The sequence below is a fragment of the Chitinophaga sp. CF418 genome, from assembly GCF_900142925.1.
Lineage (GTDB): Bacteria > Bacteroidota > Bacteroidia > Chitinophagales > Chitinophagaceae > Chitinophaga.
Genome location: NZ_FRCN01000005.1, coordinates 246,968 through 266,986, shown reverse-complemented (window position 1 = coordinate 266,986; position 20,019 = coordinate 246,968). Strand labels below are relative to the sequence as shown.

16 protein-coding genes are annotated in these 20,019 nt (G+C 45.4%); 13 read left to right on the top strand and 3 right to left on the bottom strand.

What is annotated here, in order from left to right; all coding sequences use genetic code 11:
• Positions 1 to 67 precede the first annotated feature (67 nt).
• From F3I09_RS13465 to F3I09_RS13440, 6 genes are all read left to right on the top strand, one after another.
• Entirely contained in the window at positions 68 to 1,378 is a 1,311-nt protein-coding gene (locus F3I09_RS13465; protein WP_223233234.1) for a hypothetical protein, read from the top strand.
• A gap of 544 nt (positions 1,379 to 1,922) precedes the next feature.
• Positions 1,923 to 2,960, top strand: coding sequence for a tRNA dihydrouridine synthase DusB (dusB, locus tag F3I09_RS13460; protein ID WP_149695546.1), 1,038 nt, complete (start codon positions 1,923 to 1,925; stop codon positions 2,958 to 2,960).
• A 510-nt stretch (positions 2,961 to 3,470) separates the two neighbouring features.
• Positions 3,471 to 3,989, top strand: a complete 519-nt coding sequence (locus F3I09_RS13455; protein ID WP_149695545.1) for an exonuclease domain-containing protein — start codon at positions 3,471 to 3,473, stop codon at positions 3,987 to 3,989.
• Between the two features lie 147 nt (positions 3,990 to 4,136).
• Positions 4,137 to 5,702 (top strand): metallophosphoesterase family protein, encoded by a 1,566-nt coding sequence (locus F3I09_RS13450; RefSeq protein WP_149695544.1) that lies wholly within the window; start codon positions 4,137 to 4,139, stop codon positions 5,700 to 5,702.
• A gap of 5 nt (positions 5,703 to 5,707) precedes the next feature.
• Positions 5,708 to 7,435, top strand: coding sequence for a cytochrome-c peroxidase (locus F3I09_RS13445; RefSeq protein WP_223233233.1), 1,728 nt, complete (start codon positions 5,708 to 5,710; stop codon positions 7,433 to 7,435).
• Positions 7,436 to 7,725: 290 nt separating this feature from the next.
• Complete coding sequence (locus F3I09_RS13440; RefSeq protein WP_149695543.1) at positions 7,726 to 8,310, top strand: Crp/Fnr family transcriptional regulator; 585 nt, start codon at positions 7,726 to 7,728, stop codon at positions 8,308 to 8,310.
• Between the two features lie 127 nt (positions 8,311 to 8,437).
• On the opposite strand, the gene F3I09_RS13435 is transcribed toward F3I09_RS13440, so the two are convergent.
• Positions 8,438 to 8,998: a hypothetical protein gene (locus tag F3I09_RS13435; RefSeq protein WP_188133798.1), complete on the bottom strand. Its 561-nt coding sequence runs from the start codon at positions 8,996 to 8,998 to the stop codon at positions 8,438 to 8,440.
• Between the two features lie 367 nt (positions 8,999 to 9,365).
• Here F3I09_RS13435 and F3I09_RS13430 point away from each other — a divergent pair, with 367 nt between their 5' ends.
• The 5 genes from F3I09_RS13430 (at position 9,366) to F3I09_RS13410 (ending at position 14,429) form a co-directional block, all read left to right on the top strand.
• Complete coding sequence (locus F3I09_RS13430; protein ID WP_149695541.1) at positions 9,366 to 11,882, top strand: YfhO family protein; 2,517 nt, start codon at positions 9,366 to 9,368, stop codon at positions 11,880 to 11,882.
• A gap of 202 nt (positions 11,883 to 12,084) precedes the next feature.
• Positions 12,085 to 12,933 (top strand): hypothetical protein, encoded by an 849-nt coding sequence (locus F3I09_RS13425; RefSeq protein ID WP_149695540.1) that lies wholly within the window; start codon positions 12,085 to 12,087, stop codon positions 12,931 to 12,933.
• A 140-nt stretch (positions 12,934 to 13,073) separates the two neighbouring features.
• Positions 13,074 to 13,223, top strand: a complete 150-nt coding sequence (locus F3I09_RS13420) for a DUF1573 domain-containing protein (RefSeq protein WP_188133797.1) — start codon at positions 13,074 to 13,076, stop codon at positions 13,221 to 13,223.
• Between the two features lie 179 nt (positions 13,224 to 13,402).
• Positions 13,403 to 13,999 (top strand): GNAT family N-acetyltransferase, encoded by a 597-nt coding sequence (locus F3I09_RS13415; protein WP_149695538.1) that lies wholly within the window; start codon positions 13,403 to 13,405, stop codon positions 13,997 to 13,999.
• A gap of 166 nt (positions 14,000 to 14,165) precedes the next feature.
• Positions 14,166 to 14,429, top strand: coding sequence for a gliding motility-associated C-terminal domain-containing protein (locus F3I09_RS13410; protein ID WP_188133796.1), 264 nt, complete (start codon positions 14,166 to 14,168; stop codon positions 14,427 to 14,429).
• Between the two features lie 34 nt (positions 14,430 to 14,463).
• Here F3I09_RS13410 and F3I09_RS13405 read toward each other — a convergent pair whose 3' ends face one another.
• Positions 14,464 to 16,512, bottom strand: coding sequence for a M3 family metallopeptidase (locus F3I09_RS13405; RefSeq protein WP_149695536.1), 2,049 nt, complete (start codon positions 16,510 to 16,512; stop codon positions 14,464 to 14,466).
• A gap of 120 nt (positions 16,513 to 16,632) precedes the next feature.
• On the opposite strand from F3I09_RS13405, the gene F3I09_RS13400 reads away from it, so the two are divergent.
• Positions 16,633 to 18,234, top strand: a complete 1,602-nt coding sequence (locus F3I09_RS13400) for a Na+/H+ antiporter (protein WP_149695535.1) — start codon at positions 16,633 to 16,635, stop codon at positions 18,232 to 18,234.
• A gap of 71 nt (positions 18,235 to 18,305) precedes the next feature.
• On the opposite strand, the gene F3I09_RS13395 is transcribed toward F3I09_RS13400, so the two are convergent.
• Positions 18,306 to 19,028, bottom strand: coding sequence for a protein phosphatase 2C domain-containing protein (locus tag F3I09_RS13395; RefSeq protein ID WP_188133795.1), 723 nt, complete (start codon positions 19,026 to 19,028; stop codon positions 18,306 to 18,308).
• Positions 19,029 to 19,090: 62 nt separating this feature from the next.
• Here F3I09_RS13395 and F3I09_RS13390 point away from each other — a divergent pair, with 62 nt between their 5' ends.
• Positions 19,091 to 19,996, top strand: coding sequence for an AraC family transcriptional regulator (locus F3I09_RS13390; RefSeq protein WP_149695533.1), 906 nt, complete (start codon positions 19,091 to 19,093; stop codon positions 19,994 to 19,996).
• The last annotated feature ends 23 nt before the right edge of the window (positions 19,997 to 20,019 follow it).

The window sequence follows — 20,019 nt, the reverse complement described above, 5'->3', positions numbered from 1 at the left end:
AACAGGGTCATGATATGACCTGCACTGTACAGGGAAAAGCAAACCAAAAATGTATATCAACAAATTTATGAAACTGGCAGCCGCTGTGCTGCTGATAGGTGGAAGCACAATGAGTGCATACTCCCAGGGATTTAAAGACGGTAAGATCTGGCTGAACGAAGATGGTAGTAACTATTTCAAGTTCACACTGGTATCACAGATCTGGCTCAGAAATACCGACATGAATCCCGGTACTACGATCAATGGGTATGCGAAAGACAATTATACTGACATTGGCGTGAGAAGAGCGCGGTTTCAGGCCTTCGGACAGATTGCCGACCGTGTGTTTATCTATTCGCAGATCGGGATGAACAACTTCAACTATTCCTCAGACAGGAAAGCTGGTTTCTTCATTCATGATATCATGGGTGAATATGAAGTGGTAAGAAAGCATTTATCCCTCGGTGGTGGCCTGAGCGCCTGGAACGGTCTGACCCGTTTTTCAGCGCCTTCAGTCGGTACGATCCTGGGTGTTGATGCGCCCTTGTTTGAACAGAGTACCAACGACGTGACAGACCAGTTCCTGCGTAAGCTGAGTATCTATGCAAAAGGTAAGCTGGGCAAACTGGATTACCGTGTAGTAATGAGCAGTCCTATGGCAGTACAGAAATCAAATGGATATGTTCCTGCCGTTGGCGCTCATTCCACTTTTTCCGCAAAGCCTGCTAAGATGCAGTGGCATGGTTATTTCCAATGGCAGTTCCTCGACCAGGAAGCTAATACTACTGCTTATACCACCGGAACTTATCTGGGGGCCAAAAGAGTGTTTAACATCGGAGCCGGTTTTCAGATCCAGCCAGACGCTATGTGGCGTGCAGGTGAAAATGGAGACACTGTAGAAGCCAATATGCAGCATTTCGCGGTAGACGCCTATTATGATGCGCCTGTCAATGCGGAAACAGGAACAGCGCTGAGCGCTTATGCGTCTTATATCAACTTCAACTGGGGCAGAGGTTATATCCGTAACCAGGCTACCATGAATCCTGCCAACGGTACTACCCGACCAGAGATCCTGAATGGCAGCGGTAATGGTTATCCTTCCTTCGGAACCGGGAACCTGCTGTATGGACAGGTAGGTTATAAATTCAGGAATAACCTGATAGGAAAGACCACAATTATGCCTTATGCCAGTTTACAGTATGCGCATTATGACAGACTGAGAGATAATATGGCATTCTGGGATGGCGGTATTAACTGGTTGCTGAAAGGACATACCTCCAAATTGACTTTTGCCTACCAGAGCAGGCCCATTTATCAGGTGGATGCAGCTACCCGGGAAGCATTCAAAATTGATCGCAAGGGAAGCTTCATTTTGCAGTACCAGGTGTTCCTGAACTGATGGATACAAAGGCAGGTGGCCTGCAAAACAATAATTGACAGTTATGAAACAGCATAGGGAACCCGGCCATAAGCCGGGTTCTTTTATTTAAAATGGTACTGCCCACGTATAATCCCCACTTATAACCTGAGGTGAAACGCAAGCAAGCAGTCCGGTCATCCATTCAATATACAAATACCGTAATATTTCAGCTCGCCAGGGGCATATCAAAGTATACCCCTCTCTGGATTGTCATAGGGATATATTTGAAATCTATTGCAGTTCACGAGAGGTTACAGTAGTATTTCTCTGAACAGGGGATATAGCAGTCATGCAAATGTTCGCCTTTATGATGGTTTATATAGACAGTGAGCATATCAACCAAAACAACCAGTTGAAATACAGCTTCAGGACATTCAGGCGGGACTTCAGGAGCCCCGCCTTTTTTTTGTAATTTTGCCGTTCCGATTTGGACGATGACTTATTTTACCCCTCCGGGAGAGGATCATTTCTGGTCCGGAGGCAGATAATGGGGACATCGCTTTGATTTACAAAACACGCAACCTTGGTAAAGATTGACAATATTGTGCTGCCTGACTTCCCTTTGCTGCTGGCGCCTATGGAAGATGTGAGCGACCCTCCCTTCCGCGTAGTGTGCCGGGAGAACGGGGCCGACCTGATGTATACGGAGTTCATTTCCAGTGATGGATTAGTGAAGGACACGGACAAATGCCGCCGGAAACTGGCCATTTTTGACGAGGAACGCCCTGTCGGGGTACAGATATTCGGAGGAGATGAAGGAAAGCTTTCTATGGCCGCCAAAATCGTGGATATGACCCAGCCAGACCTGCTGGATATCAATTTTGGCTGTCCTATCAAGGGTATTGTAAGCAGGGGGGCAGGTTCAGGCGTATTGAAAGATATTGACCTGATGGTCCGGTTAACTGCAGCCTGTGTAAAGGCCACCCAGCTGCCCGTAACGGTTAAAACCCGCCTGGGCTGGGATGAGGATACCAAAAACATTGAAGAAGTAGCAGAACGCCTCCAGGATACCGGTATTAAAGCCCTGGCCATCCACGGGCGTACCCGTACCCAGATGTATAAAGGCGAGGCCAACTGGGAGCTGATCGCCAAAGTGAAGAATAATCCCCGCATACATATACCAATTTTCGGTAACGGAGATGTTGACAGTCCGCAGAAAGCCCTGGAATACAAGAACCGCTATGGCGTGGATGGTATTATGATAGGCCGGGCGGCGATAGGTTACCCGTGGATCTTCCGGGAGGTAAAACATTACCTGCAGACAGGGGAGATACTGCCTGCACCCACACTGGAGGAACGCATAGGCGTTTGTAAGCGCCAGCTGGAAAAATCCATACAGTGGAAGGGCGAAGTAGCGGGTATCTACAGCATGCGCAAACATTATTTCAATTATCTGAAGGGGTTACCCGACTTCAAAGCGTTCAGAAGCAGACTGGTAACTCCCACCGATCCGCTCGAAATTATGACCGTCCTGGACGAAATAGGAAAGGCGTACGCCGGCTTTGAGTTTAACCAGACTCCCATCAAATTGATCAACTACCACGAGAATTGCGCGCTTTAAGACAACCTGATCCAATGATGAGATGTTCCCGGGATGTGTCGGTATACATGGTAAACAATTGTAAATATGCTGTAGTTTAATCCCGGTATTCGTGATCCTGCATAACCCAGACAAACCAGCATATAATCAGGTACAAGCTTCGCTATAACTTCGTTCCTCCTATGTCCATCTTACGTTCATCTTACGTCTTTGAACCTAGGATGAACGTAAGATAGACATAGGAGGAACGAAGCTTGTACCTGTTCAGAGCGAGATTGTAAGCAAGTTAAATGAAAAAACAAATAGCCCTTCCTGAAATCTCCTGCAGCCTGGATTTTGATATAAATAATATTATCTATATCTTTGCCCCCGTTTATAAACAACGTATTTCAGCGTAAAGCGCCTTAAAGATCCTTATACCCCTTACCCCGGCTAAGACAACAGTATCAGCAGGCTCCTTGCAGGACTGGAACACACAACAGGCAGTACTCCTGTTTAAACTTAATTTTATTATCTAAAAAACAATTTGACATGGCCTATATAATGGTTGATGTGGAAAGCGATGGGCCTATTCCCGGAGATTATTCAATGATCTCATTTGGCGCCATTAAAGTGGACAATGCCCTCGATAAGACGTTTTATGGCACCTTAAAGCCAATATCAAACAAATTTATCCCCGAAGCACTGGCTGTATCAGGGTTTTCCAGGACGGAAACGCTTGCATTCGATGATCCGCAGAAAGTAATGGCTGAGTTCAAACAATGGATCAGCGACGTATGTACAGACAGACCTATTTTCATCAGCGACAATAACGGTTTTGACTGGATGTTCATCTGCTGGTATTTCCATCATTTCCTGGGGGAAAACCCTTTCGGATTCAGCTCTCAGAACCTGGGAAGTATATACAAGGGAATGGAGATGGATATGTTTAAAAACTTTAAACACCTCCGCCGGTCAGCGCATACTCATCATCCGGTAGATGATGCAAGAGGTAATGCCGAGGCGCTGCTGACCATGAAACAAAGAATGGGTTTGAAACTGAAACTATAGTTTTTATCTTTACATCAAATAAGGCTGACTGCAGTATATGAGCCACAAGCGCTACATGTATGCAGTCATTTTTATTTAACAATTATTTCATACATCCGGTAGCAGTATAATATTTTAAATTGAGTACCTCGCAGAAAAAATAAGGAGATGGGTATAATACGATCCTGCCTGCTGGCGGGCTTTTTAATGACAGGCAGCCTGGTAGCCGCAGCACAGTCCGAGGAAGAACCAACCGTATCGCTGATCCGCGGACCATATCTGCAGGTCGGTTCATCGCATAGTATGAGTATACGCTGGCGTACCAATACTGCCACCAGGAGCAGGGTACAGTATGGGGAGACAAAGGATAATACAGACCGTATTGTTAATGACTCTACCTTGACTACGGAACATATCGTACGACTGGAAGGATTGCAGCCACATACCCGTTACTACTATAAAATAGCCGATTTCACCACTGTATTGCAGGGAGATAGTGCCAATTACTTTTACACGCTGCCGGAACAGGGTAAAGAAGGGATGTACCGTATCGGTGTATTCGGCGATTGCGGCAATAATTCCGTAAACCAGCGCAATGTGAAACAGTCGGTTCTGAAGTACCTGGGCGAAAACTATATGGACGCCTGGATTCTGTTGGGGGATAATGCCTATAACAGTGGTACGGACGCCGAGTTTCAGGCAAAATTCTTTAATGTATATAAAGACGATCTTTTAAAACAATACCCCATGTTCCCGGCTCCGGGTAACCATGACTACAATGACAGGGACTTCCCCGGCGCAGCCGCGCATGCACAGCGTACACACCAGACAGCCTATTACCAGAACTTTTCAATGCCTACACAGGGAGAATCCGGTGGGGTACCTTCCAATACACAGGCATTTTATTCTTTTGATATAGGGAACATCCATTTTTTATCTCTTGATTCGTACGGAAAGGAAGACCAGCAATACCGTCTGTATGATACGGCCGGTCCGCAGGTACAGTGGGTAAAACGTGACCTGGAAGCCAATAAGAACAAGCAGTGGGTGATAGCTTACTGGCATCATCCTCCTTATACGATGGGTTCGCACAATTCTGATAACGAAATGGAGCTGGTACATATCCGTGAGAATTTCATCCGTATACTTGAACGTTATGGCGTAGACATGGTGTTGTGTGGTCATAGCCACGATTACGAGCGTACCCGTCTCATGAAAGGCCACTATGGTATGGAGGCTACTTACAGTGCCGCTCAGCACAATCTGAGCCAGTCCTCCGGACTATATGACGGCAGTGAAAACTCCTGTCCCTATGTAAAAGACAGTTCCAACCAGGGCACGGTATATGTGCTGAGTGGCTCAGCAGGCAAGCTGGGAGGTACACAGCCCGGTTATCCGCATGATGCCATGCAGTATGCAAACGCGACAGATGGTGGAGCTTCCCTGCTTGAAGTCCAGGGCAATCGTCTTGACCTGAAATGGATCTGTGCGGACGGTGTGATCAGGGATCATTTTACGGTGATGAAGGAAGTCAATAGACATACCGTATTACATGTGAAAGCTAAAAGTAAAGTGACACTGACAGCTTCCTTCATAGGCAATTATAAGTGGAGCGAAAAGGGGCAGCAGACGAAGAGCATCACGGTACTGGCACGCGCAGGTAAAAGAGAATATACAGTACAGGATAATGAAAGTTGTCTGAAAGATACATTTACGATCATTACTACAAAATAGAACATATGCGTTGGAGAGTGGCGTTTCCCGGTATTTGTGTATTGCTGTTGATAGCAGTAATACTTACATCGCAGGGGGAACGCCATGTTTCTTTATCAGATGGAGTAGTAGCCTATTTTAAACGGCAGCAACCCATTTTTGCAGAGAAGACAGTACAGCTCCGCCGGCATATTGAACAGTTACAACCCGGTGACAGCACTTCTTTATTAGCCGCCAGGCAGGCCCTGCGGGAATGCAGGATCAGTTACAAGTCCATTGCTTTCTTCCTGGAATATTTCTTCGCGAGTGAGGCTTATGTTTTTAACGCACCAGCCAAATATGAAATAGAAGAACCGTATATCGAATATGAAGAGCCGGTAGGCCTTCAACAAATAGAAGCTTTGTTGTACGATCCGCAGGTCTGGCAACACAGGCCGGAACTGGCCGCACAAGCTACGGTGCTGGTACAGACAGCGCAGGATCTGCATGCCTTGTTGTATCAGTTCTCTGCCACCAGTGCTCAGGTAACAGAAAGCATACAGCAGGAACTGATAAGGATCATGACCCTGTACATCACAGGATATGACGCGCCCTTACTGAAGAGCGGTATAGCAGAGGCTGCGGCTGCTATGAAAGCCATTGACACCATGCTCACCCCTTACCAGGATCTGGATAAAAAAGACAGCATAAAATACTATCTGCAACAGGGCATCCACATGCTGAGTACACAGCCGGATTTTGACTCATTTGACCGGCTTTCTTTTCTGGTAAATAATGCCCTTCCTTTACAGCGTTTATTGCTGAACAGTAACCATGATCTATTTAGTGCTACGGCACTGAAAAAGGATGTTTTCCCACATAAAGATATAACAGGTGATACCGCGCTTGGCAGACGCTTATTCTTTGAAAAAGCCTTATCAGGAAATGCGACCCGCAGTTGCGCCACCTGTCACCAACCGGAACGTTATTTTACAGATGGGCTGATGCGAAACAGGAGCCTTACAGGTAATGAAGTATTACCCCGGCATACACCGGGGCTCTTATATGCCGCTTACCAGTATTCACAGTTCTGGGATGGGAGGGTGCAAAGCCTGGAAGAGCAGGTAAAAGCAGTGATGCACAGTCCGCAGGAAATGAACGCCAATGACGATACTGTTCTGCACCGGTTACACAACATGCCGAATTACAGGGGCATTTCTCTATTACAGGTGCAGGCCTCGCTGGCAGCCTATCTGCGTACGCTGGCGCCTTTCAACTCGCTCTTTGATCATTACATGGCGGGCAATAAGCAGGCATTGACAGATGAGCAGCGGGAGGGAGGAAATATTTTCATGGGGAAAGGGCAGTGTGCTACCTGTCACTTTGCTCCCTTGTTCAATGGACTGATACCACCACGCTATAACAGAACTGAATTTGAAGTATTGGGTATACCTGCAGTTGACGATCTTACTCATCCTTTGCCAGATATGGATAGCGGCCGCCTGGCATTCTTTCCCATAGGCTTTTACAAGGGCACTTTCAAAACACCTACTGTGCGTAATACAGCTGTGACGGCGCCCTACATGCATAACGGAGCTTTCCGTAATATGGAACAGGTGATTGACTTTTATAATAAGGGAGGAGGAAATGGCATCGGATTATCTGTACCAAACCAGACATTATCCGCAGTACCACTTCAGCTCACACCAAAGGAAAAGAAAGCGCTGATCGCTTTTATGGAAGCACTAACAGATAGAGATCCTATAGCGCATTAGGAGGTGTATGTAAGCGGGATAACACTTATTTACAGTAGTATTAATCGGTGCGAAATAGGTGTAGATAAGGCGTTTCAGCCGACATGGATGCTTTCGGCAGTTTACTTGTTACAGTAAATTTGCCTGCGTAGAAATACGTAATACTATTTTCCGTGATAGTACGGTCATCTCTTTGAAATGCTTATCAGCAGATAGTTTTAAATTACGAACAGTGTTAGGAAATCATATGGGCTTATATGTAGCAGCAACAAGGTCTTAGCAGCTTTTTGGAAAATTCCTACCTTTAAAGGATGAGTGAGGTTTTGAGGTCTTATATTGATACCTATGCTTCAACTACTTTAACCGATGCCGAGTTCGAGATAGTCCTGAAAGCATTTACATTTAAGCGGCTAAGGCGAAAGCAATATCTATTGCAGGAGGGAGACGTCTGCAAATTTTATGGCTTTATACTCAAGGGTGCCATGCGGCAGTATAGTGTAGATGTTAAGGGAACGGAATATGTCATCAATCTGGGATTGGAGGAATCCTGGGTCGGAGATCGTGAAAGTTTTTTTATGCTGACTGCCAGCCGCTATAATATTGATGCATGGGAAGACACGGATCTTTTGCTGATCACCAATGAAGATTTCCAGCGTTTATTAGAGACTGTACCTGCTGTTGTGACAATGGTACGGATCATTGACCAGCGTTACCATATAGCCACACAACGCCGTTTGCACAGCAGCATTGCTTATACTGCCAGAGAACGTTATGAAGAGCTGGTAAACACGGAACCTGAGCTTATTCAGCGTTTCCCGCAACAAATGATTGCTTCCTACCTTGGCATTTCCCCTGAGACATTGAGCCGCATCCGCAGGCAGAGCATTGAGAGATGATTAAACCCGCACACAAGCTTTGCCATGCATAGGCAAACCCACACGTATCGACATACTCGTAGACATAAGTACATTGAATCCTAACTGGCCGCAGACAGAACCAATTCATCCCAGATGACAGGCTTGCTCATTGTGCAGAGCAAGATGAATGTGTTGGTTTTTTAATTTTTGGTTCATAGAAAATATTAAAACCGTCAGCTTCCATTTTGGAGATATCGAAGCCTTTCGTTTTGGGAAACAAATAAATGAATATGGAGAACATATCACTGGCATGTGACTGTTCTAAGTCATATGCTGCATCGTAGGCTGCTTCCAGATATTTGGAATTATAGAATGCTTCACTCAGCACGAAGGCGAGATCGAAGGAAGAAAAGGAATTGATGCGCAGCCTGATGTGTGGTTCAGTGCGCAGATCTGTGAAAAATGTGCTGTATTCCTCAGCAATTTTTGTGGCTAATGCCACATTGGCTGTAAACTGCTCATATAGCATCTTTTGGGATAAATGCTGTTGAACATTTTTGCCGGTTTCCTTGCCGATTTCATAGGCGGATATGACTTCGTCGGAAGTGAAACCCGGATCTGATCTTTCCCAGTTTTCGGGAATAACAATGGCAGATTGTCTGGAAGGATAGGTATAATGCAATTGCTTTTGCATGACGTGTGTGTGTGGCAAACTAATGGAATTCATAACCCGAACAATTATTTTCTACCACAATACTACCAAACAATTTATGGTTTTTAGTTAATGCGACGTTAACAAAAAAAAGAATACATAAATCCTCACATATTACATCTGTCCTATAAACCTTTCACTATCTTCCGAAGGTACCTGCACCGCACTTCCCATCCCGCCCTCAAACCACTTTTCCCCGACATTTTAATTATATCTTATTTTATAACACTTTGAAAGATTAACATTTAAGCATAAATTGCCTCCCATTATTATTTTAAATAATAGTATAAGATTTAACCAAGAACATAATTGGATGCCAGTCGGCTGATTTAGAGGCGGTTAGTATTCATCAGTAACAGTATAGAAAATAACAACAAGATCTATGAACAGTTTTTCCTGGAAGAAGATCATTCCGCACGTGGTAGCAATTGCTGTCTTTTTGATAGTTGCGCTGGTATATTGCAGCCCGGCGCTGGAAGGCAAGGTCTTACAACAGACCGATATTGTACACTGGAAAGGGATGGCGCAGGATGCTTTTAATTATAAGGCAGCGCACGGTCATTTCCCGCTGTGGAATACCCACCTGTTCAGCGGTATGCCAAACTACCAGATAGCGATGGACTCAAAGGGCTTCCTGCCTGATTTTGGCCGTCTCCTGCAGTTTTACCTGCCCAAGCCGGCCAGCTACTTTTTTGTGGCCTGTTTATGCTTCTACATCCTGGGAATGGCCTATGGCGTAAATGTATTGGCAGCTGTATTGGGTAGCCTGGGTTTTGCCTATGCCACTTATGACCCCATCATTATTTCCGTAGGTCACGAGACAAAAATGATGGCTATTGCTTATATGCCTGGATTACTGGCCGGACTGGTACTGATCTACAGAAAGAAGTATATACTCGGACTGGCTGTGGCTGCATTGTTTGCCACATTGGAAATAGGTGCAGGCCACCCGCAGGTAACCTATTATCTGCTGATCACCCTGGGTATTATGACCATTGGTTATATCATCATGTGGGTGATGCAGAAAGAGTTCAAACATATGGTCATCGCCTTAGGTCTTGCCCTTATCGGCGGACTGATTGGTGTGGCCAACGTTTCTCAAAGCCTGCTGACCACCTACGAGTATTCAAAATATACCATGCGTGGTGGTAAGACGGTAGATCTTTCGGAAGATGGTAAGCTGACACAGACCAAAACCGAAGGGCTGGATGAAAGTTATGCATTCTCCTATAGCCTGGGCATGAGCGAAACATTTGTACTGATGATGCCAAACGCTTTTGGCGGTGGTTCTGGTGAACACCTGAGTCCCGAATCAAAAGTTGTCTCAGCACTCACACAACAGAATGTTCCCGAAGCACAGGCAAGTCAGGTAGCAGCAACCTTGCCTAAATACTGGGGTGGTGTTGCTCCCTTCACTGCCGGCCCTCCCTATAGCGGCGCATTAGTTTGCTTCCTGGCTATCATTGGCCTGGTAGTGCTTGTCGGAAACGGCAGCACTAAGGTGGATATAGTGACCCGTTGGTGGATACTGGCAGCTACCGTTTTAATGATCTTTATTGCCTGGGGCAGTTATTTCGCAGGATTCAACAGGATACTGTTCGAGCATCTGCCACTTTACAATAAGTTCAGGGCTCCTTCCATGGCGCTGATCATCCCGCAGTTATTACTGCCCTTAATGGCGGTATTAACACTGGACAGGGTATTCTTTGCTCCTGATGCAAAGGAGTTCCTGCAGAAGAATTTCAAACAGATCCTGTATGTAAGTGGTGGTGTAATTGTATTTGCAGGTCTGGTATATGTCTTCAGCGATTATAAAGGCAGCTATGATACCCAGATCCTGGATGGCTTTACGCAACAGGCTAACTCCACAGTGGCCAACAGCATCCTGCAAGGTATTATCGCTGACAGAAAGGCCATGTTTGCCGGAGGTATCGGACACATATTGTGGATCTGGATGCTGGTTATCCTGGGCTTGTATTGCTATATGAAGAATATCGCAAAACCTGTCGTGATCCTCTCTGCATTCATACTGGTAAATACCGTAGACCTGCTGATAGTTGCTAAAAAATACCTCAACAGCGAAAACTACCAGGATGAATCCAGCTACCAGGCAGGTAACTTTGCACCAACGCCTGCCGATCAGCAGATCCTACAGGATACTGACCCGCATTACAGGGTGTTAAACCTGTCTACCGGCGATCCTTTCAATGATGCTGTTACCTCTTACTATCACCGTTCAGTAGGTGGTTACCATGCCGCTAAACTGCGTACGTACCAGGATATCATCGAAAACCAGTTTGCAAAACCTGGCGCAGGTCTGAATATGGGAGTCCTGAATATGCTGGATACACGTTATGTGATCACCCGTTCACAGGACCAGCAGCAGCCAGTGCCGGTGGTACAGCGTAATCCTGACGCACTGGGAGCCGCCTGGTTCATCAAACATGTCCGGTATGTAAATGGTCCGATTGAAGCTATTAAAGCCCTGGATCACCTGAATCCGAAGGACACGGTGATCATTGACAATGCTCTCAAAGCAATCACCAGCCAACCCGTTTTTGATTCTGCTGCTACCATCAAGCTGGTAAGCTACGATAACGATGCTATCAAATATGCTACAAGCGCAAACAGCAACCAGTTTGCAGTATTGAGTGAGGTGTATTATCCGGATGGCTGGAACGCTTATATTGATGGCAAGGAAACGGCTTATGCGAATGTCAACTACATTCTGCGTGGCATTGCAGTACCAGCCGGGCAGCATACCATCGAATTCAAATTTGAACCTGCTTCTTATTATACCGGTCAGAAACTGGTATACATCGCAAATATCCTGTTGTGGCTAACAATCGCAGGCAGCATCTTTGTATTGTGGAGGCAGAACAGGGCAACAAAAGCATAAACTGAAGTGTTTTAATACGAAGAGAGGGCATCCCGCTTTAGCGGATGCCCTCTCTTCGTTTATGCGCCTGGACGGAATGTTTTAAAGTAATTATATTCTAATTATATTATATTTGTGACTTACTTGTAAACAGAAACTTTGGTCAGATTTGCCATAAATCCCTGGCAATCTGGAACTTTAAATTAGCATATATTCTAAACCTATGAAAAAGCGCTTATTAAGTGCAGTTGTACTGGTTATATTATCCATTGCCTGCGAAAAAAATGACCCGGCAAAGCCTACGCTGAAAGTTTTTCAATCCATTTATAATGCCCAGGCTGACGAGGGAATAGGCATCCTGCAGGGTTATAACAAACTAAAAATGCCCAATGCATTTAGAATTATGGAAATAGATAATAATGGTCTCGTGTACGACCACTTTGGGGCTCCCGTATATGAAAATGGAAGATTAACACAGGTCTTCGTTTCGAAGCTGTGGAATTATGACCAGCGCCTGACAAACGCCTACAGTTATAATGATGTCGGTAAAGTGTCCAGGGTAGACATTTATTCCGGAGGAATAATAGACCGGTACGACAGCCTTGATTACGATGCCAATGGCCATCTTACAGCTATCTATCACAAGACGATAACTTATGGTGCGGACTATCCTTTTGGAATCTATAAAAAAGATCTGCTTGTGTGGGATTCATCGGGAAATATAACCAGATTGCATACACTGGAAATAAAAAACAGGCAGGAAAGTAAAGATACAGTTACAACGTCTTATACTTATGATGATAAGGCAAACTTCATGAGCAAACCATCAGCTATTTTCCTTTTAAATTATGAAAGAGGCATTACCTATCTGTCGGCTAATAATATGCTGACACAGGTTACGGTATATCCTACGGGAGATTCTACGACCACAACTACCAATGTTTACACCTACGATAATGAGAATGATCCTGTCACAGCAAAAGCCCATAAAAAGAAAATAAGGGCTGGTGTGACATTGTTTGAGAAAGTAACAGATTTTAAGATCAGTTACGAACGGATACCTAAAGAATAAATACCAATAGAATAAATGAGCAGGGACATCTCAACGAAAGTTGAGATGTCTTTTTTTATATCTTATCCTTCACATAGCCTCTCAGGAAATAAGTCCTGACAGTATCAGCGTCTTCCGACGTAGCTACAACAAAAATTGAGTTGACCTGGCCCAAAGAAGTGCTAAAGGCCGGAGAGAGCGGTACTATTAAAGGAATATTTCATGCCGGTGAACCGGGCGCATTCAACAGGGAGATCTATGTACATGTGAACAATGAAGAGCAGCCAACGCATAAAGGCACGGTCCTTTAATCCAGTTTGGTATACTTACCACTCAAGTACCGTTTACATATATCTGTCAGGGCCGAAAGGCTGGTTATCTGCTCTCTTGCGATGTCTTTGGTGGCACTTTCCCCGTTTCCATAGAAATCTAAATGTGTGAGTATCCGGAATAAGTATATTTGTAAACACACATTTGAAAACAACCCATCATGGCAGTACTCAATTTTTCAGATAATGTCACCTTACAAGACGAAAGAGTATTACTTCGCCCTCTCACATTAGCTGATGATGAATATCTTATACCCTTTACGCAAACGGAACCTGATATCTGGAAATATGCAGTGATACCCCCCAACAGCCCTGGTATTATGCGAGAGTACATCCGTGCAGCCGTAGATGGCCGCAATGAAGGAAAAGAATACCCTTTTATTGTATTTGATAAACAGCTGCAGAAGTATGCAGGCAGCACGCGCTTTTATGATATACAGTTGGCAAACAGTACGTTACAGCTGGGGTATACCTGGTATGGCAAGGAGTTTCAGGGTACAGGACTGAACAAACACTGTAAGTACCTGCTGCTGCAATATGCCTTCGAACGGATGGATATAGAACGTGTGGAATTCAGGGCTGCCCATACGAATGAAAGGAGTATAGCTGCCATGAAAAGCATCGGATGTACCGTGGAAGGGATCATGCGAAGCTGTGCCGCTAACCCGGATGGTACCCGGAGAAGCACTATCATTTTAAGCATCTTAAAAGATGAATGGTTCGCTACCGTGAAAGAAAATCTGCATAAGCGATTATAATTATAATAAGTTATTATGAAAAAATATCAATTAATAGTAGCTTTCGAAATGTAGACCTGTGGTGAGAATGCAAGGAATTTCCCGACCTTTTTATATCTGAACTGTATAGCAAACTAAACGCATTATCCTAGACGTTGCAGTAGCCTCCAATAAATGTGCGGTGTTTGTGCCGAATGCATTCAGTCCTGACGGGGATGGCGTGAATGATATATTCCGGGTAAGAGTGTTTGACAAGGTTAGCGATTTCAGAATGTCTGTTTACAATCGCTGGGGACAATTGATATATGTAAATACAAATGTGAATGACGGATGGAGGGGAGATCTGAAGGGACAACCGTTGCCTTCCGGTACTTATTTATGGACAATCACCTACCTGGATAATATGCATCAGGCTATACAACAGCAGGGCAGCGTCATCCTGATAAAATAACCGGCAGCCTTAAGGCTACCGGCTACTGTCAATATTATTCCAGTCCCCTGTGTTGCAGCAGGTACTTTACATCAGGTTCTCTTTTACGGAAGGCGGTATACAATTCCATCGGTTCTTCTGTACCTCCTTTTTCGAGGATATTCTTTCTGAAAGATGTGGCTGTTGCTGCATCGAAGATGTTGCCTGCTTCTTTGAAAGCAGCAAAGGCATCGCTGTCCAGTACTTCTGACCAAATATAGCTGTAATATCCGGCTGAATAGCCACCTGCGAATATATGCTGAAAGTAGGTACTGCGATACCTCGGAGCGATCTGAGGTATCAGCCCTATTTTCTCCATTTCTTCTTTCTCAAATACAAGGGGCACAATGGTCTTGCCAGGAGCAAGGGTATGATAACTCATATCCAGCAGGGCAGCCGCCAGGTATTCCACTGTAGCAAAACCCTGGTTGAATTTGATCGCTGCTTTCATCTTTTCCACCATGGAAGCAGGAATGATCTCTCCTGTTTCATAATGTTTTGCATACTGTTCCAATACTTCCGGCTCAAAAGCCCAGTGCTCCATTACCTGTGAAGGCAGTTCCACGAAATCGCGGGGAACAGAAGTGCCGGAAAGCGTTTCATATGTCACGTTGGACAATAGCCCGTGTAATGCATGTCCCGCTTCATGGAAGAAAGTCTCTGCCTCATCCGGGGTAAGCAGGGCCGGTTGTGTATTGGTAGGCCTGGAAAAGTTACAGACGATAGAGATAACAGGAGCCACACGCCCGCTCTCATTCAATGATTGTTTACGGTAAGAAGTCATCCACGCGCCGCCACGTTTGGAGCTGCGGGGATGGAAGTCGAGGTACAGCAAACCTACCAACTGGTTGTTATCATCTTTTACTTCGTAGGCGGATACTTCTTCGTGATATACAGGAATGTCTTTCAGCGGATGGAAAGTCAGCCCGTACAGCTTCTTCGCTACAAAGAAAAGCCCTTCGCGTACATTGTCCAGTTTGAAATATGGACGTAATGCTTCCGCATCGTAGTTATATTTTTCTTTTCTTACTTTATCTGCATAGTAGAACCAGTCCCAGGCTGCCAGTTGTTCTCCTTTGGCTTCCCTGTCCATGAGCGCCTGCATTTCTTTCGCTTCCTGTTTGGATACCGGCAATGCCGCCGTCCAAAGCTGTTGCAGCAGCTCATTGGCTTTATCGGGTGTTTTAGCCATGTTTTCCTCCAGGATCAGATGTGCATGAGAGGCATATCCCAACAGGGTGGCTTTTTCTGCTCTTAAGGCCGCCAGCTGTGTTACGATCTCTTTGTTGTCCCGTTCATCATCATGATTACAACGGTTGATATAAGCATTGTAGATCTCTTTCCGGAGAAGCCGCTGATCTGCATATTGCAGGAACGGCATTACACTGGCATTATGCAATGTAAAGCGCCAGCCTTCCTTACCGGCTTCCTTTGCCGACAGGGCGGCTGCTTCAACAAGAGAAGCAGGAAGCCCTGCGAGGTCTTTCTGATCGGTAACAAGCAGTTCGTAATGATTGGTCTCGGCCAGCAGGTTCTGTCCGAAACGGACAGTGAGCAGGGAGAGGCTCTTATTGATCTCCCGGAGCCTTTCCTGTTTGGCGGCTTCGAGGTTAGCCCCATTGCGTACAAAATCTTTATAGACCTTCTCCAGCAGTTTGCTTCGTTCTCCCGTCAGTTCAAGCGCGTCCTGTCTTTCATATAATGCTTTTATCCTGGAGAACAGCGCTGCATTCAGATAAATATCATCAGCATGTCTGGCCAGCACCGGCGCTATCTGCCGGGAGATCGCTTCCAGTTCGGGAGAGGTGTTGGCGGAAGTAAGATTGAAGAACACGGTGCTGACATTGCGGAGCAGCTTACCGCTTTTTTCAAGCGCTTCCATCGTATTGGTAAAAGAAGGCGGCGTCTGCAGCTTTGTGATCAGCTCAATATTTTTACTATGTTCCTTCATGGCCGCCTCAAAGGCCGGCAGGTAATGTTCATGCGAAATATTACCAAAGGGAGGAACATCAAAAGGTGTATTGTAGGCCTGAAGTAGCGGATTAAGCGTGGTTGTCTGCTCCATATCTTCTTTGATTAAAATGTACGCTGGCAAAAATAACCATTCTTATAAATGTCAGTGCATTTATTGTATTAATCCATCCGGTTATGTGTAAATAAAATGGATTGTATTATTTTAGTAGCTATGCATGCTACTTTTGTATTGTACATTGGCCTCATACTGGCAATCCTGTTGCTGGTAATGCTGGCGCAACGTCTGAAGATCTCTTATCCCATTGTACTGGTACTGGGAGGTTTGGGAATCAGTTTTATTCCCGGCCTGCCGGTCATTTCCATTGATCCGGAGCTTATTTTCCTCATTTTTCTGCCTCCTTTGCTGTATGAAGCTGCCTGGTACACATCCTGGAAGGAGTTCTGGAAATGGCGCAGGGTGATCGGTTCCTTCGCTTTTGGTATAGTCCTGCTTACGTCCTGTGTGATAGCGGTAGTGTCCAATCATCTCATTCCTGGTTTTACATTGGCGCTGGGCTTTCTGCTGGGAGGTATTATCTCCCCACCTGACGCAGTTTCTGCTACTACGATATTGAAAGATGTGGATGCGCCTAAGCGGCTTTCATCGATCGTGGAAGGGGAGAGCCTGATGAACGATGCATCCAGCTTGATTGTATACCGTTTTGCAATGGCGGCAGTTGTTACCGGGTCTTTCTCATTTCATGAAGCCGCCCTCAGTTTTGTGGTAGTGATTATAATGGGGATTGCGACGGGTATTGCCGTGGGGTTCGTATTCTATGCCCTTCACCGCTGGCTGCCCACAACGCCCAGTATGGATACCGTACTGACATTCGTAGCCCCATATGTGATGTATATGACCGCAGAGGCTTTTCACTTTTCCGGTGTACTGGCCGTCGTAAGTGGAGGCCTTTTTATGACCAACAGGCGTAATTCCATTCTGAGTCACCTGAGCCGTATACAAGGCGTTAATGTATGGGCTACGGTAGGATTTGTACTGAATGGTATCGTGTTTATGCTGATAGGTCTTGAACTGCCCGTTGTAGTGCATCAGTTGGGCGAAAGCTCGCTGAAGGAGGCCATCTGGTATGGACTGATCATTTCAGTAGTAGTGATTATTACCCGCATTCTCAGTACAATGGGTGCTTCTGTATTTACAGTATTCATCAGCAGGTTCATTAAGACTGCGGATAGTCGCCCGGGCTGGCGTATGCCGCTTGTATTTGGCTGGGCGGGTATGCGTGGTGTAGTATCCCTGGCCGCAGCTTTGTCTATTCCAATAATGGCGGGCGACAAGCCATTTCCTCAGCGTAATATGATCCTTTTTATCACTTTCGTGGTGATACTGGTAACGCTGGTACTTCAGGGGCTTACACTGCCCTGGCTCATCCGCAAAATGAAACTGGAAGAGCCGGATTACCTCATGTCAGAGCTTGAGCAGGAGATCCTTGTCAGGAAGAAACTGGCGTATGTAGCCATGGATACGCTCGATAACAAGTTTAAAACCGATGTGGAAGAGAATGGGTTATTACAGCAGTTAAGATCCAGCCTGGAGAATGAACATACTTTTTTACAAAGTTATGCGGAATCGCATGGCACAGACGTAAACCGGCGACATGCTGTTAAACGCTACCGGACTGTTTATTTTGAACTGTTGAAAGAGCAGCGGAGGATGCTGAAGCAGATCAATAAGAAAGCGGAATTTAATGAAGAGATCATCCGTAAACATTTTTCACAGCTGGACCTTGCAGAAGAGAAAATAAGGTTACAGTTTTAATAAAAGCAAGAGGGCTGTCACTTTCGATAGCCCTCTTGCTTTTATTATTGGTTATTGTTCGCTTTGATCTGTCAAAATATCAACCTCACCACGGCCAGATCATCGCCCGGTCTCATGCCATATTCATGTTCAAGGCTTTTTAACTTCATATTCAGCATTTCGTCAGTCTCAGAGCGTCCCTGGTTGATCAGCAGCAGATTTAGTGGGTCTATCGTTTCAGAAGATGGCTGAAGCGTAATAAACGATGTGATGCCGTCAGTTGCAAGACTTATATCCTGTAACGCATTAACCGGAATGCACTGCTGCTTTTCATACCATGTATCAAAGTCTTCAGAGAGATGATATCCCAGATAATCCGGCTTGTTTTCCTGGTCAAATACCGTTATGACGCCGTTTACGTTGATCACTCCATCACCGACAACCAGTATGGCACCCTGACCTTGTTTCGTGTCAGCAACGAATAGCAGGAGAGTGGTCAGTAACTCATTCCTTTCCAATTGCAGTTGGTTCCGGAAAATATTCAGCTCATTAAAAAGCTGGAGCATAATATCTTTCAGCTGCGCAGCGGGAGATGTCGATGAAGGTGTATAAAAGTCAACATAACTTTTTGCCTTGACGATCTTCCGTAATATTTTTCCTGTCAATGTAGAGATGAAGTAGCTATCTGTTCCCATTGTACAGCCATCCATGACTGCACAAACGATCGTATGCGGGTTAATTCTATCAAGAAACAGGTAATCTTCACAATGATGTAAATGGTATTCCCCTTTTTGCAGTGTGGTATAGATCTTCATGTTATGGCTCAAAAATAACAAATAGCTGACAATATTTCCCCGCCTCATTCGTCCCTTCTCATATGAACGAGATCAAGGTATACGACGTCCACGCATTCACTTCCCGGTTTATGCCCTCGCCGGAATTGGAGGCCCTCCTGAAGGGCGACCTGAGTAAGTTCCTGATATGCAGGGTAGAAGACATGTACCGGCATGTAAAACAGGCTGTACCCGCTTCCCGGTCGCTGATGCATGCCTGTCTGTACCTGACGGAAGGAGCGGCAACTATGAAGATCGGTAGTGAGGATTATTATATCCGGAAAGGGGAAATGTTGTTCGTACCTGCCGGACAGGTATTCTCTTTTGATGCGCATGACGAGAACAAAGGGTTTTTCTGCAAATTCCATGACGATATGCTGCTGGGCAAATACGGCAACAGCGAATTGCTGAAAGAGTTTGAGTTCCTGAAAGTGTGGGGTAAGCCTCATATTATGCTGGATGAAGCAACTTCCGGGTTTGTATTGCACCTTTTTGAACGGGTACTGCAGGAGTACATGGAACATGGGTTGCAGCATATGAACATCTTACAGCCTTACCTGATAGCCTTGTTCTGTGAAGTGAACCGGGTGTACCAGCCCCTATTGGCCAATCAGCAGACGAACGCAGTGAATATTACTAACAGGTTCCGCGAGCTGATCGTTCAGAATATCCGGAACCGGCATATGGTGAGCGACTATGCCGCTATGCTGAATATATCTCCCAGCCATCTTAATAAATCAGTGAGGATGATCGCACGGAAGGCGCCTACGAAATGTATTGATGAAGCCATTGTGCAGGAAGCAAAAGTATTACTGAGCCAGTCCGATTTTCCCATTAGTGAGGTAGCCATACAGGTAGGGTTTGAAGACCAGTCATATTTCACCCGGCTGTTTAAACGTTACGAAGGAATGACACCGACAGAATTCCGTAGAATGATTAAAATGTCCTAAATAAGACTTTTTTTGTCCTAACG